Source organism: Brevibacillus sp. RS1.1 (assembly GCF_013284365.1).
GTDB classification, from domain to species: Bacteria; Bacillota; Bacilli; order Brevibacillales; family Brevibacillaceae; genus Brevibacillus; species Brevibacillus brevis_D.
On sequence record NZ_JABSVA010000007.1, the window covers coordinates 1 to 21,862 of the forward strand.

At 48.4% G+C, this 21,862-nt stretch carries 23 protein-coding genes; 7 read left to right on the plus strand and 16 right to left on the minus strand.

Features of this window, described 5'->3' with window-relative positions; all coding sequences use genetic code 11:
• Positions 1 to 21 precede the first annotated feature (21 nt).
• The 6 genes from HP570_RS20860 to HP570_RS20885 all read right to left on the minus strand — a co-directional run bounded on the left by HP570_RS20860 (position 22) and on the right by HP570_RS20885 (position 4,238).
• Positions 22 to 789: a potassium channel family protein gene (locus HP570_RS20860; protein WP_173626999.1), complete on the minus strand. Its 768-nt coding sequence runs from the start codon at positions 787 to 789 to the stop codon at positions 22 to 24.
• A 147-nt stretch (positions 790 to 936) separates the two neighbouring features.
• Complete coding sequence (locus tag HP570_RS20865; RefSeq protein ID WP_015892514.1) at positions 937 to 1,374, minus strand: DUF350 domain-containing protein; 438 nt, start codon at positions 1,372 to 1,374, stop codon at positions 937 to 939.
• 21 nt (positions 1,375 to 1,395) lie between these two features.
• Entirely contained in the window at positions 1,396 to 2,637 is a 1,242-nt protein-coding gene (locus tag HP570_RS20870; protein ID WP_173627000.1) for a glutathionylspermidine synthase family protein, read from the minus strand.
• A gap of 10 nt (positions 2,638 to 2,647) precedes the next feature.
• Entirely contained in the window at positions 2,648 to 2,905 is a 258-nt protein-coding gene (locus tag HP570_RS20875; protein ID WP_087346303.1) for a hypothetical protein, read from the minus strand.
• 10 nt (positions 2,906 to 2,915) lie between these two features.
• Complete coding sequence (locus HP570_RS20880) at positions 2,916 to 3,362, minus strand: hypothetical protein (protein ID WP_173627001.1); 447 nt, start codon at positions 3,360 to 3,362, stop codon at positions 2,916 to 2,918.
• 99 nt (positions 3,363 to 3,461) lie between these two features.
• On the minus strand, positions 3,462 to 4,238 hold the full coding sequence (locus HP570_RS20885) for an inositol monophosphatase family protein (protein WP_173627002.1): 777 nt from the start codon (positions 4,236 to 4,238) through the stop codon (positions 3,462 to 3,464).
• 112 nt (positions 4,239 to 4,350) lie between these two features.
• Here HP570_RS20885 and HP570_RS20890 point away from each other — a divergent pair, with 112 nt between their 5' ends.
• The gene (locus HP570_RS20890) at positions 4,351 to 4,728 is read left to right on the plus strand and encodes a hypothetical protein (RefSeq protein ID WP_016743021.1); all 378 of its coding nucleotides are present in this window, start codon (positions 4,351 to 4,353) and stop codon (positions 4,726 to 4,728) included.
• Between the two features lie 48 nt (positions 4,729 to 4,776).
• Here the strand turns inward: HP570_RS20890 and HP570_RS20895 are convergent, their stop codons facing one another.
• Positions 4,777 to 5,265: a PaaI family thioesterase gene (locus HP570_RS20895; RefSeq protein ID WP_015892519.1), complete on the minus strand. Its 489-nt coding sequence runs from the start codon at positions 5,263 to 5,265 to the stop codon at positions 4,777 to 4,779.
• Between the two features lie 221 nt (positions 5,266 to 5,486).
• Here HP570_RS20895 and ilvD point away from each other — a divergent pair, with 221 nt between their 5' ends.
• The 3 genes from ilvD (at position 5,487) to HP570_RS20910 (ending at position 9,279) form a co-directional block, all read left to right on the plus strand.
• On the plus strand, positions 5,487 to 7,163 hold the full coding sequence (ilvD, locus tag HP570_RS20900; RefSeq protein ID WP_015892520.1) for a dihydroxy-acid dehydratase: 1,677 nt from the start codon (positions 5,487 to 5,489) through the stop codon (positions 7,161 to 7,163).
• A 136-nt stretch (positions 7,164 to 7,299) separates the two neighbouring features.
• On the plus strand, positions 7,300 to 7,902 hold the full coding sequence (locus tag HP570_RS20905; RefSeq protein WP_173627003.1) for an ArsR/SmtB family transcription factor: 603 nt from the start codon (positions 7,300 to 7,302) through the stop codon (positions 7,900 to 7,902).
• Positions 7,903 to 8,022: 120 nt separating this feature from the next.
• Positions 8,023 to 9,279 (plus strand): MFS transporter, encoded by a 1,257-nt coding sequence (locus HP570_RS20910; RefSeq protein WP_173627004.1) that lies wholly within the window; start codon positions 8,023 to 8,025, stop codon positions 9,277 to 9,279.
• 139 nt (positions 9,280 to 9,418) lie between these two features.
• Here the strand turns inward: HP570_RS20910 and HP570_RS20915 are convergent, their stop codons facing one another.
• Positions 9,419 to 9,919, minus strand: coding sequence for a C40 family peptidase (locus tag HP570_RS20915; RefSeq protein WP_015892523.1), 501 nt, complete (start codon positions 9,917 to 9,919; stop codon positions 9,419 to 9,421).
• A 449-nt stretch (positions 9,920 to 10,368) separates the two neighbouring features.
• On the opposite strand from HP570_RS20915, the gene trmB reads away from it, so the two are divergent.
• Entirely contained in the window at positions 10,369 to 11,013 is a 645-nt protein-coding gene (gene trmB / locus HP570_RS20920) for a tRNA (guanosine(46)-N7)-methyltransferase TrmB (protein WP_016743027.1), read from the plus strand.
• 359 nt (positions 11,014 to 11,372) lie between these two features.
• Here trmB and HP570_RS20925 read toward each other — a convergent pair whose 3' ends face one another.
• The 3 genes from HP570_RS20925 to HP570_RS20935 all read right to left on the minus strand — a co-directional run bounded on the left by HP570_RS20925 (position 11,373) and on the right by HP570_RS20935 (position 15,088).
• On the minus strand, positions 11,373 to 12,071 hold the full coding sequence (locus HP570_RS20925) for a DUF977 family protein (RefSeq protein ID WP_016743028.1): 699 nt from the start codon (positions 12,069 to 12,071) through the stop codon (positions 11,373 to 11,375).
• Positions 12,049 to 13,680 (minus strand): ATP-binding protein, encoded by a 1,632-nt coding sequence (locus HP570_RS20930; RefSeq protein ID WP_483862095.1) that lies wholly within the window; start codon positions 13,678 to 13,680, stop codon positions 12,049 to 12,051. Before HP570_RS20930 ends, HP570_RS20925 begins: the two co-directional genes overlap by 23 nt.
• Positions 13,681 to 13,780: 100 nt before the next feature.
• Positions 13,781 to 15,088: a CitMHS family transporter gene (locus HP570_RS20935; protein WP_173627006.1), complete on the minus strand. Its 1,308-nt coding sequence runs from the start codon at positions 15,086 to 15,088 to the stop codon at positions 13,781 to 13,783.
• Between the two features lie 288 nt (positions 15,089 to 15,376).
• Between HP570_RS20935 and HP570_RS20940 the strand changes: the two genes are divergently transcribed.
• Entirely contained in the window at positions 15,377 to 15,772 is a 396-nt protein-coding gene (locus tag HP570_RS20940; protein WP_015892530.1) for a VOC family protein, read from the plus strand.
• A 63-nt stretch (positions 15,773 to 15,835) separates the two neighbouring features.
• Here HP570_RS20940 and HP570_RS20945 read toward each other — a convergent pair whose 3' ends face one another.
• From HP570_RS20945 to HP570_RS20965, 5 genes are all read right to left on the minus strand, one after another.
• Entirely contained in the window at positions 15,836 to 16,702 is an 867-nt protein-coding gene (locus HP570_RS20945) for an ABC transporter permease subunit (RefSeq protein WP_087346277.1), read from the minus strand.
• Positions 16,674 to 17,636, minus strand: a complete 963-nt coding sequence (locus HP570_RS20950) for an ABC transporter ATP-binding protein (RefSeq protein ID WP_173627007.1) — start codon at positions 17,634 to 17,636, stop codon at positions 16,674 to 16,676. The genes HP570_RS20945 and HP570_RS20950 overlap by 29 nt, the downstream gene beginning before the upstream one ends.
• Before the next feature lie 87 nt (positions 17,637 to 17,723).
• Entirely contained in the window at positions 17,724 to 18,899 is a 1,176-nt protein-coding gene (locus HP570_RS20955) for an anti-sigma factor family protein (protein WP_173627008.1), read from the minus strand.
• Positions 18,896 to 19,444: an RNA polymerase sigma factor SigX gene (locus HP570_RS20960; RefSeq protein ID WP_142497827.1), complete on the minus strand. Its 549-nt coding sequence runs from the start codon at positions 19,442 to 19,444 to the stop codon at positions 18,896 to 18,898. Before HP570_RS20960 ends, HP570_RS20955 begins: the two co-directional genes overlap by 4 nt.
• A gap of 101 nt (positions 19,445 to 19,545) precedes the next feature.
• Entirely contained in the window at positions 19,546 to 20,256 is a 711-nt protein-coding gene (locus tag HP570_RS20965) for an AAA family ATPase (RefSeq protein ID WP_172141521.1), read from the minus strand.
• A 96-nt stretch (positions 20,257 to 20,352) separates the two neighbouring features.
• Between HP570_RS20965 and HP570_RS20970 the strand changes: the two genes are divergently transcribed.
• Positions 20,353 to 21,777 (plus strand): L,D-transpeptidase family protein, encoded by a 1,425-nt coding sequence (locus tag HP570_RS20970; protein ID WP_173627009.1) that lies wholly within the window; start codon positions 20,353 to 20,355, stop codon positions 21,775 to 21,777.
• The last annotated feature ends 85 nt before the right edge of the window (positions 21,778 to 21,862 follow it).

The window sequence follows — 21,862 nt, forward strand, 5'->3', positions numbered from 1 at the left end:
TAATGCCTGACAGCTCTCCCCTTATTCCTCACTCTTTTTCCTCGTTCGACGGTACAGCAAATCCATACTTTCTTTGAGCGTCTCATACTCGCGCTCGGTCAAGTTTTCGATCTGTCGGATATTTGTGATCGTCTGCTTTTTGATCTCTTCGGTCAAGCGATCTTTCTCATCTGGGCTTTTGCTTTCATGTGTCTCTGTCCAATGCGTAGCAAAGTTTGCCGTCAAGGCTCCCAGCATTCCGATCCCCGTAATCATCAAGATCGCCGCCATGATCCTTCCACCTGACGTCACAGGCGAAATATCACCGTAGCCGACTGTCGTGGTTGTCACAATCGACCACCACAACGCATCCGGGAAGCTTTTGATATTCTCGTTTACACCGTATTCCAGCAAATAAATCGCAGTCGAGCTCCACAGCATGATAATCGTGACGACGCCAAATACTTGACGCATCGGACCTGAACGAATGATTCCCAACAAAAACGGTGAAGCGCGCACGATGCGCACCAGCCGAAGCACGCGCATGATTCTGGCTAAATACAAATAAGAGTCCAATGGAATCATTGCAATCAGATCGAACCAGTTGGCCAAAGCGAATTTCCGCTTGTCTTTCGCCCTCCATAGCCGGACCAAATACTCGACAATCAGCATGATGATCAGCCAAGTGTCTACCTTGTCCATCAGTTCATCCGTCAAGAGTGGATGATTAGAGAAGTCTGCGAACAACAGGATCGCATACGTAATCACTAGCATAATGATAAAAATCTCATACATGACGCGCCAGAACAAAAAGACTCCTCCCTGTGCTCATAAGTGCCTATTCAAAATAGGATCAGTTCCGCATCGAAAAAGAGGCGGGAACCTGAAGCGGGAGGAGCCAAATGTAGAGAACCTACATGAGCACCAGACTTCGAAGGTGAACGCCTCTTTCCATGCTTAGTAACTGATCAGCGCAGCCATCAACAAGCCCGCGGCAATACTCAACCGCGAAGCGAAAATACCGACGGATACGTTTCCGTTCGGAATTTCAGACACGACTTTAAATGGTGTGATCCATTCGAACAAATAAAAAACGATGACTTGAAATACCATTCCTACAATACCCCAGATGACCAAATCCCACAAGTTAACCGAGTGGTATACAGCCGAAGCGAGGACGATTGCCAAACCGATGATTTTCCCTCCCAAATCGTGCGAGGCTGCTTTTGCCGCTGCCATTTTCTTCGGATCATCAGTCTGTGCTCCCTGCTTGATCAGATCAAACTCCTTGTAAGGAGTCGTAATCGTAAACACAAAAATCCCTACAGCCAATATGGGAATGGTCACTGCCAAATACGCTAAAAAGTTTACAACGTAATCCAATTGTCCCAACATGTACGTTGTCCTCTCCTTTCACTACTTGTCTATGCCGACCGGCAAATAATAGGATAGGTTGTTTGTTATCGGTCCCCCGACACGAGCTACAATGGCCGATGCCTCTGTACCGATCCAAAAGGACCCCCAGAGCAGCCGTCCAGCATATGCTCCCTTCATCGTCTGAACCGTTATCTCTGGAAGCTCTACCCGTCTCTGATAAATCATCGGCTGCTCCCAGTAAAACTCTTCCTGATCCTTCTCTTGCAGCGTACCATCTGATGCAAACAGCATGACACCACCACCTTCCCGCCCAAAAATCGGCTTCGTGACGTAGTCCTCCCTGCCTGCAAACCGATTTTCAAAATAAGTCGGCAGCATGTAAGCTTCGATGATCGCGTGCTCTTCTTCGGTGAAAAACTCACTCGCCTCATGTAAGTTCCAGATGAGCGCCTGCAAAGCCTTCGTCTGAATGAGAAACGCAGAAGGAGGATTAATAATGGCCAGCTTTTTGCGGGCAATCAGCGAGAGCACATGCTCACCTGTCGGATAACCATCTTCATCCTGTTCTACCGCCAGTTTTTCCAAAGCATGCAGGCGGTACAGCACATCGACTGGTAATAGCTCCTCATTCTCCTTTACATAGAGACGATCTTGCCAAACACGCAAATGCTCCAAAGCGGCAAACCGGGCAGGCAGACCCGATTGGTCCAGTAAGTACAACGTCGTTCCCTTGTCTTCCTCATGCCAGTCGAGCGAGCTAAACCAGATAGAATCTGTATCATAGCCTTGCGCCCGATAGGCGTCGAACACCTTACTGAATGCCGAACGCAACTGCCGCTCCATCCCTTCATTCGGGTCCTCGCGCAGGAAATGGCGACAAGCACGGCCGTTCACATAAAAAGCCTCGACGATTCCGGTAGGGGTATCGCTGTTACACTCGAGCATCTTCAATCCTTCTGTCGTCTGGGCAAAATCAAAGCGTCCAATCACAGTCGGCACCGTTTGGGAAACGACGATCCTGACTGCCTGTAATGCCTGCATTGGCACTCCTAGTTCTAACAACAGGGAGTCCTCTGCACGCTGCAATACGGGAACGACCTTGGTAAAGATTTGCCCAAGCCGCTCGGTTGCCATCGCGATTTCTTCTCGAAAAGCGGGAGAGATCAGGTGGATATCATATAGCGCATACTCCTCGCCATACATCCAATCCCAGGTAAATACGCCCTCTTCCCGCATCGGGCCGTACAGCGCCTCACGTTCTCGTTGGTTATGGGCTTCCATTTCCCTCACCTCACCCGGAGCTGGAATAGCCCGAGCTGCCGATACCGCCCTTGGAGCTGCTCGTGCTTATCCCACTCGATACTCCGGATTTGCTCTTGTAAGACCTGTAAGTAGAGCTTGAACCCCCACTGCTGTTATCGTCACAATAGCCGTCATTGTCGTTATCGTAGCAATCATCATCATAGTCGTCCCCGGAAGAACAACCGCTGACCGCAAGTGCAGCTGCGACGAACAGACCGACTACTTTCTTCGATTTCGTTTGTGCCATTTTCTTCCTCCTACACTGGCTTCGCGTAGTAAACATAAACCTGCCGATCTTCATCCACCTCGGCCGATGTCTTCTCCCATTCGCGTCCATTCACATACAAGTAGTCACTTTGCAAATGCAAGAGAGCATCGTCATCGTCCTTGAAATAAAACGTGTGTACGAGCGGATAAACGCTTGCATTTTCTTGATATTCACGCATTTCGATCTGGATGCTGCCCCAGCGTGCAGACACAGCCTCCGCATAATCGACAGCTTGCTCTTCTGTTGAGCGCTTGACGTAAATGACATACGTATCGTTTTCAATTGCACAGGACGTCTTTTCATAGACGACATGCCCTTTCACCAAATAATCGCAAGTAAAACGCAAGGAGACCTCATCTTTGTCCACGTTGTCATAGTAAAACTGAACTGGGTATCCCCTCGCCTCATCCAGTAGCCGATATTCCAATCGTGCCATTTTTCTCACCTCTTTTACCTATGCCAGCATTCGCAACTTTTTTATACGTGAGCCGAAACATTTGGTTGCACGACATAAGTCCTGCTTCTTTTGTTCCCGTTACTGTCGAATCATACCGCGAATGGTTTCATGCAAATGTCCGTTGCTCGCCACGAATGAAGGAGTGTAATCCTGTTGGAATGGTTCATGCATATACGGCTTTCCAGACCAGTCCGTAATCGTTGCACCCGCCTCCTGGGCGATCACAATTCCGGCGGCCACATCCATAATATTGGAGCGTTGCATCACGATATAATCGAGCCATCCGTTTGCCAGCAAGCACCAGTCCAGTGCAGGCGCAATATTTCGCATGAGACGCTTGGTCTGGAATACAAACGGTTCCGTAAAAGCCATCTCTTCTTCCTTCGTTACCGTGTTGCGCCCACGGATGTATGTCCCCACTGCACGTGTGAGGTCTTGGCGGTTATTAACGTTCAATCGTTTTCCGTTCAAATAGGCTCCTTTTCCTTTTTCCGCCCAAAACATTTGACCTGCTACCGGATTATAGACGACGCCCAGCACCAGCTCGCCCTTGTGCTGCAACGCAATCGAAATCGAGAAATACGGATAGCCGATAAAATAGTTATTCGTTCCATCTAAAGGATCGATAATCCACAGATACTCTTCCTCACGGGAAACCATTCCGACCTCTTCAGAAAAAATAGTATGTGTCGGGAAGTGGCGATGCAGTACCTCGATGATGCGCTGTTCACTGCCTTTATCCTCTGGCAGCTTCACGTCGTTATGCAATTCCTCATCGGGCACGAGTTGTTCGAGAAAACGTTCCTTCAAAAACGCACCTGCGACACTTGCTGCTTCTTTTGCAATTTCGATCATGACATTTCGCTCCTTTATTACATTGGGAACAATTTTTTTGAACAACCTTCCACTTGCACTTGTATAGGAAAGATTACTATCATAGAGAGATACCCGAAGGAGGGGGATAAACATGAACACCGACTTCATTCGGCTGAAAAATATGGAAGGTGAACTCAAATTCACCCAAATGAACAATAGCTACGGCTTCTCTGTCACCACAAAGGAGCTCGTTTTTTTCAAGCCACACACGACCTACCATTTGTTTTTGCAGGATATCATCAGCATGGTCCCGATGAAGCTGGACACAAGCCCAGTCACGTTTCGGCATCGGAGTGAGACGGTACACGCCTCGTTTGGTTCCGATTACTACAAGCTGACCGCCAAGTGGGCGCGGATAGTTTCACGATCCGGTATCGCAGAAAAAGAAGACATGGAGTTTATCGTGCCGCTTTCCACCAAAATGCTCACCTATATCTCGGAATACAGCGGTCTCGTTGTCATTAAATAACGCCGTCACCCCTCGCTCCCACCTTTTTGATGGGAAGCGAGGTTCTTTTTATTTCCGTCCATTTCTGGTGAGAACAATGAACGTTCCTGTACCGTGGGCGACCCGCCTATCCCGATCATCGTAAACACTGCCCTCCATGACGACCAATGTGTGTCCGCGATGCAAAAAGCTCGCTTCAGCGCGCAGCCGCTCCCCTTTTCCCGGAAGCAAATAGTTGAGCTTTAGCTCTGTCGTCACTGCATACTGATCGGGTGGCAAGGACCGATTGATCAAGGAGCCCATCGCTGAATCGATCAAGATCGCAAGAATTCCTCCATGAACAACTCCCCCTGAATTGTGCATAAAAGGGGTCAGAGGCAATTCAAAGCGATATGACTGTCTTTCTTCGTCTATGAACTCTCCCTTTAATCCGAGAAACCCAGAGATAAACGCGCTATTCCGTTCCCGCTTTTGATGAATGGCAGCAACAGCCAGCTCGAGAATGCGGCGCTCCTCTTCATTCCCGTCCGACCAGATGTTTTTTAACTCATCTAACATTTTGTTCACTCCAAACGAAATAGAGTCGATTCTTCTATTTTATCCCAAACAAGCTGATTTCGCTATGATTCCTAAACGTATCCCAATCGAGAGCAGCTCTCCGAACCACCCGGGGCTGAGCGAATGTTCAGACTTTTAAGGTTGTTTCTGTAATTAAAAATTGATAAGATAGTTCAAAACATAAGACAGGCATGATCCGTATTGGAAGGGAGTTTTTCAAATTGGCCAGACAACGAAGTGATATGATCAAAAAAGGATTCGACCGCGCACCACACCGCAGCTTGCTTCGTGCAGCAGGTGTAAAGGATGAGGATTTCGATAAACCGTTTATCGCTATTTGCAACTCGTACATCGACATTATTCCAGGTCACGTGCACTTGCAGGAGTTTGGAAAACTGGTCAAGGAAGCCGTTCGCGCTGCTGGCATGGTTCCATTCGAATTCAATACGATTGGTGTTGACGACGGAATCGCTATGGGACATATCGGGATGCGCTACTCCCTCCCGAGCCGCGAGATCATCGCAGACAGCTTGGAAACCGTTGTCGCTGCTCACTGGTTTGATGGCATGATCTGTATTCCAAACTGTGACAAGATCACGCCTGGGATGATCATGGGTGCGCTTCGTGTCAACATTCCAACCGTATTTGTAACCGGCGGTCCTATGAAAGCCGGAAAAACGAGTGATGGCCGCTCCATCTCGCTTTCCTCCGTATTCGAGGGTGTCGGCGCTCACCAAGCAGGCTTGATCAACGACCAGCAACTCGAAGAGCTGGAGCAATATGGATGCCCGACTTGCGGTTCTTGTTCCGGTATGTTTACAGCGAACTCGATGAACTGTCTGCTCGAAGCCATCGGATTGGCTCTGCCAGGCAACGGTACCGTACTCGCTGTCTCTCCTGAACGTCGCGAGCTGGTACAAGCATCTGCTGAAAAACTGAAAAATCTGATTGAACGCGACATCAAGCCACGCGACATCGTGACACTCGAGGCAATCGACGATGCATTCGCTCTCGACATGGCGATGGGCGGGTCAACCAATACCGTTCTTCATACACTGGCTATCGCACAAGAAGCAGGTATCGAATACCCAATCGAGCGCATCAACGAAGTAGCAAAGCGCATTCCACATATTTGCAAGCTGGCTCCTTCCTCCGACTATCATATCGAGGATTGCCACGAGGCAGGCGGCGTATCTGCGGTTCTGAAAGAAATCGCGAAAAAAGCAGGCGCGATCCATCCAGACCGTATCACAGTCACGGGCAAAACCCTTGGCGAAAACATCGCTGACGCTGAAATCAAAAACGATCAAGTCATTCGTCGCCTTGATAACCCGTACAGCGCTTCTGGCGGTCTCGCAGTTCTGTTCGGTAACCTGGCGGAACAAGGCTCGATCATCAAAACAGGCGGTGTCGATCCTTCTATTAAAAAGCACGAAGGTCCAGCCATCTGCTTCGACTCCCAAGAGGAAGCTCTGGCAGGAATCGCTGCTGGCAAAATCAAATCTGGTCATGTTGTCGTCATCCGCTATGAGGGTCCTAAAGGCGGACCAGGTATGCCAGAAATGTTGGCTCCTACCTCGCAAATCGTGGGTATGGGTCTCGGTAAAGAAGTCGCCCTCGTTACAGACGGACGCTTCTCCGGTGCTTCTCGCGGAATCAGTATCGGTCACGTGTCTCCAGAAGCCGCAGAAGGCGGTCCAATTGCGTTCGTACAGGACGGAGATATCATCTCGATTGACCTCGAGGAGCGCACGATGCAACTGCTCGTGGATGAAGCCGAGCTGGCTCGCCGCAAGGAAGGCTGGAAAGAATTCGAGCCGAAGGTAAAAACAGGCTATCTGGCTCGTTACTCCAAGCTGGTAACGAATGCGAGCATGGGTGGTATTTTGAAAATCTAGTGTTGCAAGTAAAGCCAAAACCCTTCCTTTGTGAATCACCGTCACTCAGGAAGGGTTTTTGTATTGACTTTTCCATATATCCCCTCATACAATCAAGTTAATAAATTTTAACTGGTTAAAAGGATTGTGATGCATATTGGAGCAAAAGTCGATTTTTATCATCGAAAACTACGATCAGCTAAAAGTGATCAGTGACCCGTTACGCACGAAAATGCTGATGCATCTGGTGGAAAAGCCGCACACGGGGCAACAGCTTTCCCAGCTTTTTGGACTGTCTCGTGCGAAGATTCTGTACCACCTGCGTGAGTTGGAGAAGCATGGCATCATCCAGCTGGTTAAAAAGGAAGAGAAGGGCGGCAACATTCTCAAATACTATCAGGCGGTGGCAAGAGGCTTCATACCCGCTGATCATCTGCTCACGTATACGGAGTCGAAGGAGGCTACCAGACAATCCTATGTCGAAGTGTTGCAACGGGCGAAAACAAGAGCGCTCAGTGCTCCTGAAGAAGCCTTTGCACTGACATCAACGGAAGTCGAGAAATGGCCGCGCATCTCCCTACAGTCTGAAGTCAGAGTCAGTGAGCAAGCGTTTGTGTCCTTTTTACAAAAATACCGGAGCCTACTCCACGAATTGCAGCAACGCTCCCTGGATGACCCCTCTTCGAAGCAGGATTACTACCTGATGATTACGGGATTTCAAATTGATGAACCGTTATTTAAAAAGGATGGACAGGAGTAACAAAGGAACATGTAATCCGATAAGTCCACATGTGTATGAAAAGCCTATTCGAGTAGGTTTTTCTTTCAGACATACGGTTAATATTTTTTAACCGGTTAATAATAAGGAGAGTGAATTTCCATGGAAGCTGTCCCCAAGCAATCTAGCCTTCCCTCAGCGGATACATCCCGCTTGTTTACGAAACCTTTTACCCTTCTTTGGATGTCCGCCCTTTGTTCCGGACTCAGTATCTCACTCTTTCTTTTCTCGCAAACCTGGTATATCATCCAGGTTTTATCTCAGGAAGCCTCATTAGGCATCGTATTTATGGCGGCAACCATTCCCAGGATCGTCTTCATGCTGATAGGCGGAACGCTCGCTGATCGGATGAGCAAAAAGAGAATCCTGTCAATCACAAGCATGTTGAAAGCATTTTTGATGCTGTTGCTTGGAGGAATCATCTGGTGGGGGTATTCCTCGCTGGCGCTATTTATTTGGTTCGCTCTCTTCTTCGGTACCATTGATGCCTTTTATTGGCCAGCTCAAAATTCGTTCATTCCGTCAATCGTACCCTCTTCCTCCCTTTTGCGAGCGAATTCTGTGCTACAAACGACAAACCAAACCTCACAACTGCTCGGTCCTGTTCTTGCCGGTTTTGTGATTGAGTGGGGAAGTTACCCCCTTTTATACGGCTTTGTTGGCTTGCTTCTGCTGGTTGCAAGTGTATCTGCATGGTGCATGCCGAAACAGGAACCAGCAGTTCTTTCCAAACCACAGCAACGACTCAAGGAATCTATAGAGGAAAGCTTCTGCTATGTCAAACAATCAGATTTCCTTCCCTTGCTATTGACCTCCATCATCTGCTTGAACGTATTTTTGATGGGCCCCTTATATATCGGCTTGCCGATTTTTGTAGATCAGGTGCTAGCTGGTTCTACGCTGCAGTACAGCTTTTTGGAAGGGGCACTCGCTTTTGGCATGCTTGCTGGGGCAATCGTGCTCACACTCACGACACTAGGCCAAAACAGGTTGCAGATCGCCTTTCTTTTCATGATCATGCAAGCACTTGTCTTTTTTGCTTTTAGTCTCACCCAACAGTTCTGGCTCAGCTTGCTTATTCTATTTACGCTCGGCGTCACGTTTTCTCTCATTAATGTTCCGATTCTCTCTTTTGTTCAGGAAAAGGTGCCACAAGCCTCGTTGGGGAAAGTCATGAGTTTGGTTTCGCTCTCCTCTTTAGGCTTGCAGCCGATTTCACAGGCGATAACGAGTCTATTGATCGCATGCGGACTTACGGCCAAGGAAGTGATGCTGCTTGCCTCCATCCCCCTCTTTCTTGCTTCCTGTTTCTTTTATTGGCGGCAAAAGTATGCTCGGCCTGCAAAGAGATCCGATTGAGTTTCGCGCGACAGCAAAAAGGGATGATCTGCAATAGATCATCCCTTTTCCCTATCCTATTTACAAAACTTGCCTATTCGCTCATCGCAACTTTACCGCGTGCGAGACGTATTAGTAAGTAGAGAGCCAGACGGGTAGATTACAAGACTCGCCGTGCCGAAACGAAGCGTTTCTCCCAGGACGTGCCCTTAAAGGTTGAATACGTCACTCCTGGTTTTCCATATGTATGAAGGAGTTTGTTGTTACCTGCATAGATCGCCACGTGTGTGATCCGTTTGGACGTCGTCGTTTTACTCGCCTTGAAGAACACCAGGTCTCCTTTTTTCAGGTTTGACTTGGACACACTCGTTCCTACCTTGGCTTGATCGCGAGAAGTGCGTGGCAAGCTCTTGCCGACTGCGACTTTAAATACGCGTTTTGTAAAGGAAGAGCAATCAAAAACGGCTGTGGTATTGCTGCTCGCACCGAATTTATAAGGAGTACCCATATACTTTCTTCCCGTGGCAATGACTTTGTCCGCCTTGGATTGCGTCCATGCCGCCTCAGCTACATTTTTCTCTCCTGGCAGCGGAGCGACAATCGCTGTGACTCCCAATGCAACTCCCATTACGATTCCTATGAGGGCTTTATGTAATTTCATGCTGTTCATCCTCCCTTTTCTTTTGAAAAAGATCCCTGCTCAACAGGGGACCATTTTATGCAAAGTTTGGCTGACCTCTCACTTGTTCTCTACTTTACCAAAGCCCACACACTATGAAATTACCAAAAACTTGCCAAAAATGATTTTTTCAACTGGACACGATTACCGCTTGACGCCTTCGCGCTTGATTTAACAGGCATTCCTCAAATTTTCAGTCTATTTTCCTACCAGAATGTCCCTCTCAAATTGGCAAAATTTATCCAGCCATCCTATGTTAAAATCCGTGCTGTATGCGACTTTCGTCCCAGTACCTTTTACAAAAAACCCCTTTTCGCACCTTTCTCACGTAATCTGCCTCCGGAATCTCGCTTCTCTTTCTTCTCTCTCTACTTGCAACTAGCAGGGAGTCATCGTAAAGTAGAGTGGAGTTCGTTTTGAAGGAGGCACATATGCGACTGCGTAACATTCCAGGTGCCGAAGCGGCCCTGAGAGAATATCCGACGTTCGTAGACAATCCCCTTTCCTATAAAGGAAATTGGAAGGAACGCTTCGGGAATAACAATCCGATTCACGTGGAGATCGGCTGTGGAAAAGGACGTTTCATTAATACATTGGCCGAGCGTCACCCTGACATCAATTTTATTGCGGTTGAACTGAAGGCAGAGGTCGTTCTGCGCGCTGTCCAGCGTACGGAGTACAAGGCTATTCCGAATCTGGCTTTTGTTCAGTACGACGCTTCCAAGTTGACCGAGTTGTTTGCCGATCATGAAATTTCTCGCATCTATCTGAACTTTAGTGATCCGTGGCCAAAAACCCGTCATGCGAAACGCCGTCTTACTTACAAAAGCTTCTTGAACACGTATCGTCAGGTGCTTGTGGCAGACGGTGAGCTTCATATGAAGACAGACAATGAGAACCTTTTTGAGTTTTCACTCAACCAATTCGCTGCGGAGCGTTTCCAGATGCGCAATATCACCTTTGATCTGCACCAGTCCAAGCTGGCGGCGGATAATGTGATGACAGAGTACGAGGAGCGCTTTTCTTCTCGTGGGCAGCGTATTTATCGGGTGGAAGCGAGCTGTGTGATTAAGTAGAACCGGGTTTGAGTCAACATAGGGGAGGAGAAGAAAAAGCACAGTTCTCTTCGACTCTGACACGCTCGCAAGGGGGATTTTACTGTCCGTCTCCACTTCAAAAAGGGGCCCGTCGAGCCAAAGCCACCCTACGGGCGGAAGTTTCTCAGGGAAGAAGTGTTCGACAAGCGTGGTCCCCTTTTTGAAGTTCCGACTGGGTAGGCGTTGTCAAGGTCTGCGAGCCCTCCGCTTTTTCTTCTCACCAGCTTTGTTAGTTCATCGGAACCTTCTAAATACTTGTCAAAAATCATTGTACAAAAAAAGACCCTCCGTGCAATCAAGTAAGCTTTGGAACTTACTTGATTGCACGGAGGGTTTTTTTATTCTTTTTGCCGCCCGACGCTTTTGTACACGCGTTCTGGACGTCCGACAACACCGTACGAAAGGTCTGCGATGGCGTCTCCTTTGGCTACCAAATATTCGAGGTATCGCCTTGCTGTTGAACGGCTGATGCCTGTTTCTTTGCTGACTAAATCCGTTGTGGCCTCCTGTGTCTGCATGAGAAAGCCAGAGATCTTGTCCAGCGTAATTTGATCAATTCCTTTGACTGCTTTTGTCTCGGGTGTCTTCTTTTGGCCTGTCCGGGCAATAAGTTCGTCTATTTGGGTTTGACTGATCTGATCGGTGTCTTTTTTCCAATCACTGACCTTTTGCCTGAACTCCTGGTAATTCCGTAACGTTTGTTGCAGGCGTGCAAAAATAAGCGGCTTGGTAATAAAATCGAATACACCGTAGCGAATCGCCTCTACAACCGCATCCACTTCTTTGGCAGCTGTCAGCATGATGACATCCGTTGTAGGGAACTGCTCCTTTATGATCGACAAAAAATCGAGGCCGTCCATATCCGGAAAATAAATATCGAGCAACACGAGATCGGGCTGTAAAATTTCCATTTGGTCTTTGGCCTCTTGTCCATTCGTGGCAATGCCAATCACCTCGTACCCCTCCACTTTTTCCACGAAGCGTCGGTTTACCTCTGCGATTCTCAGGTCGTCCTCAATAATGAGTACCCGTATCATCTAGTACGGCCTCCTTCCGTTCTGCCGTGTGTGCATCCTTTGGTATCGTCACAGTAAAAATTGTTCCACCTACCGGATTACCTGTATGCGTAATATTGCCGTGTACATGAATAACAGCTTGTTTGACTAAGTGCAGTCCGTAGCCATGATTCGGCTGTTGTTTGGTAGAGAAGCCCAACTCAAAGATTCGTTCAGCATTTTCTTCGGAGATGCCTGGCCCTCTATCCTCTACCTCGATGAGCAGGACCTCTTCCATATTGAGCAAAAAGATCGTGATTTCTGGTGCAAATGCACCCGGAGCTTTTACAGCGTCCATCGCATTATCTATCAAATTGCCAAGAATGACAATCAGCTGTGAGCGATCAATCGAGGCAGGAATGTCACGGAAGTTGCTTTCTGGATCAATTTTCAATTCCACTTTGCGTTCGTTGGCTTGATTCAGTTTCCCGAGCAATAAGCCACCTATCAGTGGGTCGGGGACTTCTTGGATAATAAACGTCGTATTGTGGACATGTACATTCAACTCAGAAGAGATCGTTTCAATGGCTTCCTGATACGATTCGAGCTGAATGAGTCCTGATATGAGGTGCAGTTTGTTGGAATACTCGTGCGTCTGGGAACGAAGGACTTCCGCATACTCCTTCACTCGTGACAGCTCCTGTGTGACCTCGAACAGCTCGGACCGATTGCGAAAGCTCGCTACCGCGCCCAAAACATGGCGCTCCTTATCCATAATCGGGACCCGGTTCACCACTAATATGTGCTCGTCCACTTTCGTTTCGCGGTCAAATTCGGCTTTTCCTGTCTCAATCACCTCATGAAGGCCCAACGACCGAACCAGCTCGTCCTGTTTGTCCATGATCCTGTCATTATCCTTCGCTTGCCCCAGCATATGGAGAGCGGTCTGATTCGCGAGTGTGATCGCTCCATCCTTATTGACCGCCACAATGCCTTCGCGAATCGATTCCAGCACGGCTTGATTTTCCTGATACAATCGCCCGATTTGTTCAGGCTCCAAACCAAATATGGCTTTTTTTACATTTTGTGAAAGAATGAGCGTAGCCACCACACCCAAGAGCAAGGTGACGATGCCGATGACGAAGATTCGATTACGATACGATTCGATCGTCTCATTTATATCCTCAAACAAGAAGCCGACCGAAACGACCCCCATCACCTTTCCTTCCTCATCATAGATCGGTGTCTTTCCTCTGAGTCCAGGGCCAAGCGAACCGACTGTCTCAGAGATAATAGATTGCCCTTTAAATACTGCCTCATTGTCGCCTCCCACCATCTTTTTGCCAATCTGCTCTGGATCAGGATGGGAATAGCGAATGCTTTGCAAATTTCCTACTGTGATAAAAGCCGCATTTGTGTCCACACGTATTTTTTCCACGATTGGATTGATAATCTTGGCGGGATCTTCTGTGTCAAACGCCTGTTTGATCTCGGACATCTGCGCGACGGTCTTGGCGGTATGCAGTGCGCGCGTCCCGATCTCATGCTCCAATACGCCCGCCAGCATCTGCTCAAACATTGTACCGAGTATGACCGTCACACCAAAAAGGAGCGAACAAATAATCAACATCAGCTTGCTGTGAAAACGCACATCGTTCCCTCCTCTTCTTCTCATTGTATCTCATTTCGCTCGATGACGAAAAAGAGGCCATGAGCAGGCCTCTTTTTCCTTTCTTCCTTCTTATCTTTGACTAAAATGAGATGACTCCGGTAAGAAGAGCAAGCGCAATCATCACGATCGATGTTCCAAACGCCCATTTCAGGATGAACTTTTGGGTTTCTGCATAATCGACCCCAACCATTCCGATCAACAGGTACTGTGCTGCAAACAACGGGCTGAGTACATGCAGCGGTTGACCCAGGATGGAAGCGCGACCAATTTCCGCCGGATCGATTCCGTAAGCCGCTGCTGCATTCGCCAGGATGGGAACGATCCCGAAGTAATACGCATCGTTCGACATGAAATACGTGAATGGCATGCTTGTCAGCGCTACGAGTAAAGGCATATGGGAACCAAGTGAATCCGGAATCCAGGAAACGAGTGTGCTCGCCATCGCATCGATCATTTTCGTTTCAGTCAGGATGCCTGTAAAGATACCCGCAGCGAAAACCATGGACACGGTAGCCAGTGCGTTAGCTGCGTGGGCGGCAATTCGCTCTTTCTGATCTTGCATTTTCGGATAGTTCACAAACAGGGCAATCGCAAAAGCGAGCATGAACAGCGTCGGCAGTGGCAAAAAGCTCGTAATCAGGCCGACCATCAGTGCTGCGGTCAACAACAGATTGAACCAGATCAAGCGCGGACGTTTCAGTGCAGCGGTCTCATCCGTCGCTGCCACTTCTTGTCCTGCAAGCGATTTCAAATCTTCATCTGGTATCTCAATAATCCCCAGACGCTTACGCTCTTGTTTGCCCAGAATACAGGCTACGATCATCACCCACGCAATTCCGCCAATCATCATAGGAATCACTGGGACAAAAATCTCGGAAACATCCATATGGAGTACACTCATGACACGCGCTGTCGGTCCACCCCAAGGCGTCATGTTCATGACACCGAGTGAGAGCATCGCCATGGCTGCCAAAATCATCGGTCTGATTCCCAGCTTGCGATACAAAGGCAGCATCGCGGTAACGGTAATCATATAAGTCGTGGTTCCATCTCCATCCAGTGCGACCAAGGTAGCGAGAATCGCTGTACCTACAATCACCTTCAGTGGATCACCCTTCACCATTTTTACGATTTTTTTAATTAATGGATCAAACAGACCTGCATCCATCATGACTCCAAAGTACAGAATGGCAAACAACAGCATGATTCCCGTAGGCGCAATTTTCTTGATGCCTGCAAGCATCATGTCGCCAATTTCTGTACCAAATCCGCTAATCAACGCAAATACAACAGGAACAACAATCAAAGCAACCAATGCCGAAAGCCGTTTCGACATAATCAAGTACATAAAAACGGCTACCATGAGAAATCCAAGTAATGCCAGCATACGCGAGTTCCCCCTTGCAAGAATGCGCTTTCATATCGTGCTGTCATTATAGCAATGTTCGTAAAAATCCGAATAGAATATGCGCATAAACTGTTTTAACCGCATTTCCTCTATTAACTTCATAAAAATCACGAAATGCGCATACGGTGATCGGAGCATGCAACACCTTCGTCAGTAAGCCTAACGGACCGTTTCGTGATAAGAAAGCAATTCATAAGAAATACCCATTTTTCATATTTGCTATGATGGAATCAACACCCATTTACAAACGGAAAGCAGGGGGTACGTATGAAGAGTTTAGGATCTAGGAATGTGGATGTCATCACGCTGTTTGTGGAGGATTTTCAGCAGGTGAAGGCGTTCTATCAGGAAGTATTCGGCTTTCAAGCCGTATATGAAGACGAGGTCTCTTCGGTGTTTCGTTTCGGGAATATGAGCGTGAACCTCTTGGATATTTCCGAGTCACACGATTTAATGAAACCGGGAACAGTCGCAACACGTGAATCAGGATCCCGCTTCCTGCTCACCATGTGGGTCGATGACGTAGATGAAGTCTGCGAAGAATTGAAAAACCGGGGAGTTGCTCTACTTAACGGTCCGATCGACCGGCCATGGGGAGTGCGAACGGCTTCCTTCATCGATCCGGCAGGACATGCCTGGGAGATCGCGAAACAATTGGCATAGGATCAGATTGAAAAATATGGAAAAGAAAAAGAACGGCACGAATCAGCCGTTCTTTCTTGTATTTTATACATCCCGCTTTTGAAACACCCGGATGGACAACCCCAACGCCACGATGCCATAGAGAATGGTGTAGATGAGCATGGCAGTACTCGGTGGAGAAGTCGTCCCGAAAATTCCTTGCGAAGCAAAGGACAACGGATCGTCTGCCGTGTCAAATAGTGAGAGCGTCGTTTGCCTGAATAACGAATCGGTTGGAAAAACCAGACTGGAAATAATCCCGATGTTCGTGAGTGAGCTGTTGCTAAAGGCAACACCAAGCTGCTCGATAAAGCCACCGATGAAGCTGATCCCATACAGAATGATCAGGATAATACCGCCTGTTACTGTTGTAGTTATACTGCTCAAGAGCATGGCTACACAGACAAGAATGATCGGCATACTTACGAAGAAAGCTGCTGCTTTCAGGATTTGGGCTCCACTTACCTGAACAGCCAACGCACCGCCACCCACCCATTGGTTGATCGCCAAAAGTCCGGCAAACATCAGGAGTGCGTAAAGCCCCAACATACTTGCCAACCCGAAAAATTTCCCCAATACATATTTGTAGCGAGGAAGGGCGCGGGCCAGCCACGTGTCGATTTGGTGGCTCTCAATTTCAGATGCAATACTCCCGACACTGCTCAAAATCGCCAGGAGTGCCGTAATGACGGAGCCAAAGTACAAGCCCATTCCCAAGAGCTGCGTGGAAAAGAAGTTTTTTTGCAGCAAAGCTTCTGGACCTGCGCCCCCGAATGATTCCTTCATTTCCTTGACGGCATAGCCTGTGGCAAGTCCAAACAGCAGCAAGAAGGCCAGCGACATGATCAGCGTAATCGTGAAAATACGCTTGGAGATCATTTCTCTATACGTGATTTTGATGATCGGCCACATGTCGTTCTCCCTCCTTTCTCTGCACCCAATACAGGAATACATCTTCCAGTGATTGCTGCTTGCGGACGACTTCATGTACCCCAGCCCCGGATGCGATCAATTGTTGCAACAGAGCGGGTACCCGATTGTCCTGATCCAGCGTCAATAACCATGTATCACGGTCTTCCTCTTGTCTAACGAGACGACTCTCTGTGACGAAAGAAGGAAGCTCGTTAGGCAAGCCAGCGCTATCCTTTTCCACAGTCAATTCAATTTGTGGCTGGACGCTGCTCAGCTTGCGCCAGTCGCCATGTACGACCAGCTCACTGCGGTGAATGATCCCGACGTAGTTGCACACACTCTCCATTTCACTCAGGAGATGACTGTTGAGAAAGACCGTCTTTCCTTGGTCACGAAGCCGCGCGATCAGCTCACGCACTTCTTTTCGCCCGATTGGGTCAAGTGCGGAGGTCGGCTCATCGAGGAAGATCAGCTCTGGATCGGATAAGAGGGCGCAGGCAATCCCGATACGCTGCTGCATGCCTTTTGAATAGCCACGGATGCGTTCACGCTCACGTCCAGCCATTCCGACCAGCTCAACGACATTTTTTATGACTGTTTTACTCTCGCGATGTGTTAATCCACACAACTCGGCATGATGCTCTAAAAGCTGTTGACCTGTCAACCAATCCGGATAGCGGAATAGCTCTGGTAAGTACCCTACCTTTTTTCGCGATTCTACACTACCAATCGGCTCCCCAAGCATAACCGCTTTGCCATTCGTTGGGTGCAATAACCCGAGCATCGTCCTGACAAAGGTACTTTTACCCGCTCCATTCTGCCCGAGGAAACCAAATACGGAGCCACGTGGTACTTGTAGCGTAATATTTTTGCAGCCGGCCTTGCCGTTATATTGCTTGGTCAAGTCCCAGGTCTCAATCACATAATCTGACATCGCTTACCTCACTTTCTCCATGACAAACGGGACAAAGCAGAGCCCCCTTTTCAGGAAAACTCTGCCAATACCCGACTATTTATTTCCTTATTTCAGCTGATTGGCAAAATCCAACAGCCCATCCGCGTTCTTTTCGCTGCCTTCCAGCATGTGAATGTGTCCATCTTGCTGCCACATCAGATGCACATTGTATTTACCTGTGATCAGCATTCCGTTTTGACCGTTCACTTTTACTTCCTTCATCTTACTCTCGCCGTCTGCCATGTATGGCACAGGGAGGGTATGCTGCCAGTCTTCGATGCTAATCATCTGCTTTTTCACTTGATCAGGAATGAACGGCAGGGCCAAGATTGTCTCGCGAAGCTGTGCCAGATCGACTCCCTCTGGTGCGCTTAGCTCAGGAGCACCTACGACAAAGTAGCTAATATTATCATTTCCGACAAGCATCCTGACCTGCTGCATCTGTGGAATCTTCAAGGAGAAGCGTTTGCCACTCAGTTTTTCATCAAAGCGCGCCTCTACCTGCAATTGGGCCAGTAGCTTGTTTGCACGATCGGCATCGATCTCCATGTGCATGGTAAAAGGAGATTGAATCTTTACACTATCCACCGTGACGTCCTGCGGCAGCTGTGGCAGCTTCACGCCAGCCTTTTCAGCGGATTCCTTGTTGTTGTAATAGTAGCTTCTTTGCTCAAGTTTCTCTTGATCGTTTTTATCCATCCAGATTTTTCCGATCCCAGGCAGTTCCGTCTCGCCCCAATTGCCGCTAGCGATCCATTGTTCGACCTCTCGCAGATCCTCTTGCGTCACTTTGACAAACTCTACTTTATCCATGCGGAAAATGGACAGAAAATCGTTCGCTGCTGCTTGTACTTGGGGGAAAGACAGGGACACAGCCAGTACTGCTGCTGCCGAAGCACCTGTTACCCATCTTTTTGTTTGCTTGTTCATCTGATTCCAGCTCCTTCTCATTGTTGCTCGATTGGTTATCGTTTGTCGCTCTTGTGCATAGGTGTCAGTCGTTTTCTCGATGGATTGCGAGAATCGCTGCCACGCTGCTTCCGTATTGACCTTCCCACCGTTTGTCTCGGAAAAAGCATGCTCCATCTTCTCACGAGTCCAGCTATCCAACGCGGACAGTTCGTTCAGCTGTGTGCGGCAGGTTTCACAGTACTCCAGATGAAGCAGGAATTGCTTACTTTCTTTTGAGCTGCATTCCCCATCCAAGAACGTCTGGATAAAGCCTGTATCGGCACATTTCATTCCTCTTCCCCCCTCATCCGGCCATATATGGTACGAAATTTACTTTTCGCTCTCGCGAGGAGTGTTCCCACTGAGCTGATCTGCGTGCCAGTCGCTTTCGCCAACTCCGCATAAGGAAATCCGGAATATTTCATGACCAGCAAGGTTCGTTCCCGCTCGTCTAGCTCCTCTAGCACATCGCGAACGATACTCTGGGACTCTTTTGCAAGCCACATCTCTTCTGAAGAAGGGCTGACGTGTTCTTGCTCGGATGCACTTCGCTCTTGTCTTGCGTACCTACGTTTTTCTGAACGAAGATAATTGTACGCTGCGTAGAGCGCGGACTTGGACAGCCATGCCGGGATATGTTCGATCACCGTGCGATCGGTATGGTAAAAGGAAAGAAATACATCCTGTGCAATATCTTCTGCCGTTTGTTGATCTTTCACAATTCGCATGATCTGTCGGACTACAAACGGATAATAAGTCGTAAACAATTCTTGAAAGGAATCTGTATGATCCTCTACTCGAGCATGGTTCATCACCAGGTTTGCTTGCACCTCCACTGGATTCCTCCTTCCCGCGTGCGCCATTAACGAATGCCTCTACTGCTTCGTTCATCTAATAGAAACCGCCAAGGCGAGTTTTGTGACAGGAAGAATGAAAATTATTTTTCATCTAAAAATAAATCGGGCTTCTCCAGGAAACGGCGCGTCAATTGATAGTGCTCTGTATCGCGATAATTCACCTCTTGTACCGGCGATTCGTCAAAATTAAGGATAGTCGCTCCGGGATAGCCCAATAGAATCGGCGAGTGGGACGCAATGATAAATTGTGCTCCTTCTTCCACCAAATCACGCATCATATACAAAAAAGCGATTTGACGCTTCGGTGAAAGAGCAGCCTCGGGCTCATCCAGCAGGTAGATTCCCCTGCCGTTAAAGCGATTGGCAAACAACGAGAAAAAAGATTCTCCGTGCGACTGCTCATGCAGCGAGCGTCCGCCGTAATGTTGATAGCTTTTCGGGCCCATCTCATCGATATGGCTGGCAAACTGGTAGAAGCTCTCCGCTCGTAGGAAAAAGCCATTCGTTATTTTAGGCAGCCAGGAAAGGCGTATGTAGTCACCCAAAATCGCCTCCGAGCGATGCACCTCATAAAAGTTGTGACGCGATCCTCCAGCCGTGTGAAAACCGCATTGATAGGCGATTGATTCCAATAAGGTCGATTTACCCGAGCCATTCTCTCCTACAAAAAAAGTGACACTGCTCGCAAGCTCAATCTCTTCCAGCTTGCGCAAGGAAGGCAAGTGAAATGGATATTCTTTCGTGTTGGGAAATTTCTCTCGCAGCAGCTTGATCGTTCGTAAGTAAACCATTTTTGACCTCCACTCTCATTATTTTCCCGACTCCCGCCGATACATCCTAATAAGGGCGCCTTTTTAAACGCTCATTTATTTGGGGGAGAAGCATCCGTGGACAAGGTTTCCTTTCTTCAGGAAAAAAGTACATTTCATATGAAATATCCGGATCAGAGCGACCTCGCCTTTTACCGGTGGTATACGACTCAGTATCCAAACGAAGCCATTGGGTGGTTTTACCTTGGCAAAGAACGAGAAGCACAAGGAAACTCGGAACAAGCTCTCGAAGCGTATAGGCGTGGCCTGGTATCCAAGCAAGGCCCGTATTACAACGAGACGCGTGACGCTTATCACAGACTGCTGCGTGAGCGACAGCGCAGCTCCTTGGGCAGTCGAACACGTTTACTCTTGGCTTCACTCTTGTTTCTCTATTTTCAATTCGCTTTTTCGCCCGGACCGTTGAGAGATGGGTCATCCGGGACAACCCAGCAGGCTGCCAAACAGCCCGTACCGACCCCTGGGCAAACACAGCCACATGTAGAGGTCATTGCAGTCCCTCCTACACTGAGTGCCCGTGAGCTATCTGAACAGGTCCGGCGGTATGTTGAGTCCCGGCGTCCAGCTCTGACGCAGCCTTTTACGGTGATGGTTGTCCCAGAAGTACCTGGTTCGCCGTTGTTCCGTCCCTTGCTGTTTTATCAGCCGCGCGAAGTCCGAGGCATCTTGCGTTATAATCCGACGAGTCGAACTGTTCTCAGTGAAAAATGGTGGGATAAACCTGTGCAACTGGAACGAGAACAGACGCTTGCTAAAAGTAAGGCAGAACTCACGGATGAGCAGCTAACCCTTCAGCATGTACTGATCTTGCGAAACGCCTTGTATCGCTACTATCAGCAAACGGGTACATTGCCTGCCCAGCTGTCTGATCTGGCTGGCGCTTATCCAGGCAATTATTTGCCGCAAATTCCAGTACCGCCAAAGAGACTTTTGTTAAAAAGCTATCCGTATCATCCCAAGGCCTTTTTGCCAGAGTCCGCATGGGACAGCTTGCGCAATGTACTGCCGCTTCCCGGCTATCCGGAGCCAGTTGCGCCTTTCGAACCGTTACAGCTTCAATTGACTACATCGACACATACGTTGAAGCTCATCAGCGGTTCTCATCTCGTACGCAGCTATCCCGTCGCGATAGGCAAAAACGGTTCTACACCCGAAGGCTACTATACCATTCAGCAAAAAATCAATCAGCCTCGCGGACATGACAATATTTATGGTACGAGGGGCATGGTCTTTCAGGAGAACGGATATGCCCTCCATGGGACGAACCATCCCGAGAGCATCGGCTCATCCGTTTCACTCGGCTGTGTTCGCTTGTACAATGCCGCTGTCGAGGAGCTGTACAGCTTTGTTTCATTGGGGACAGAATTCATGATCTCCAATGCCCCGTCCCCTGCCCAGCCTTGGAGCAATCCCGTTCCATTCGTCCTCCCGGCTGGTCCTGAGGAAGAGACGCCACAAGTCATTTACAATTGGCTCCATTGATTCTTTCAGCTACGTAAAGAAAAGACGTGCGGAACGTCATAGCGTTACGCGCTGATTTTTACCAGACGCTTATCGAGCGAAAAAA

Bases quoted from the DNA above. Each gene is read 5' to 3' on its own strand.
- HP570_RS20865 (WP_015892514.1), bottom strand. From the start codon at position 1,374: ATGTTGGGACAATTGGATTACGTTGTAAACTTTTTAGCGTATTTGGCA.
- HP570_RS20870 (WP_173627000.1), bottom strand. From the start codon at position 2,637: ATGGAAGCCCATAACCAACGAGAACGTGAGGCGCTGTACGGCCCGATG.
- HP570_RS20875 (WP_087346303.1), bottom strand. From the start codon at position 2,905: ATGGCACAAACGAAATCGAAGAAAGTAGTCGGTCTGTTCGTCGCAGCT.
- HP570_RS20880 (WP_173627001.1), bottom strand. From the start codon at position 3,362: ATGGCACGATTGGAATATCGGCTACTGGATGAGGCGAGGGGATACCCA.
- HP570_RS20885 (WP_173627002.1), bottom strand. From the start codon at position 4,238: ATGATCGAAATTGCAAAAGAAGCAGCAAGTGTCGCAGGTGCGTTTTTG.
- HP570_RS20890 (WP_016743021.1), top strand. From the start codon at position 4,351: ATGAACACCGACTTCATTCGGCTGAAAAATATGGAAGGTGAACTCAAA.
- HP570_RS20895 (WP_015892519.1), bottom strand. From the start codon at position 5,265: ATGTTAGATGAGTTAAAAAACATCTGGTCGGACGGGAATGAAGAGGAG.
- HP570_RS20910 (WP_173627004.1), top strand. From the start codon at position 8,023: ATGGAAGCTGTCCCCAAGCAATCTAGCCTTCCCTCAGCGGATACATCC.
- HP570_RS20915 (WP_015892523.1), bottom strand. From the start codon at position 9,919: ATGAAATTACATAAAGCCCTCATAGGAATCGTAATGGGAGTTGCATTG.
- trmB (WP_016743027.1), top strand. From the start codon at position 10,369: ATGCGACTGCGTAACATTCCAGGTGCCGAAGCGGCCCTGAGAGAATAT.
- HP570_RS20925 (WP_016743028.1), bottom strand. From the start codon at position 12,071: ATGATACGGGTACTCATTATTGAGGACGACCTGAGAATCGCAGAGGTA.
- HP570_RS20935 (WP_173627006.1), bottom strand. From the start codon at position 15,088: ATGCTGGCATTACTTGGATTTCTCATGGTAGCCGTTTTTATGTACTTG.
- HP570_RS20940 (WP_015892530.1), top strand. From the start codon at position 15,377: ATGAAGAGTTTAGGATCTAGGAATGTGGATGTCATCACGCTGTTTGTG.
- HP570_RS20945 (WP_087346277.1), bottom strand. From the start codon at position 16,702: ATGTGGCCGATCATCAAAATCACGTATAGAGAAATGATCTCCAAGCGT.
- HP570_RS20950 (WP_173627007.1), bottom strand. From the start codon at position 17,636: ATGTCAGATTATGTGATTGAGACCTGGGACTTGACCAAGCAATATAAC.
- HP570_RS20955 (WP_173627008.1), bottom strand. From the start codon at position 18,899: ATGAAATGTGCCGATACAGGCTTTATCCAGACGTTCTTGGATGGGGAA.
- HP570_RS20965 (WP_172141521.1), bottom strand. From the start codon at position 20,256: ATGGTTTACTTACGAACGATCAAGCTGCTGCGAGAGAAATTTCCCAAC.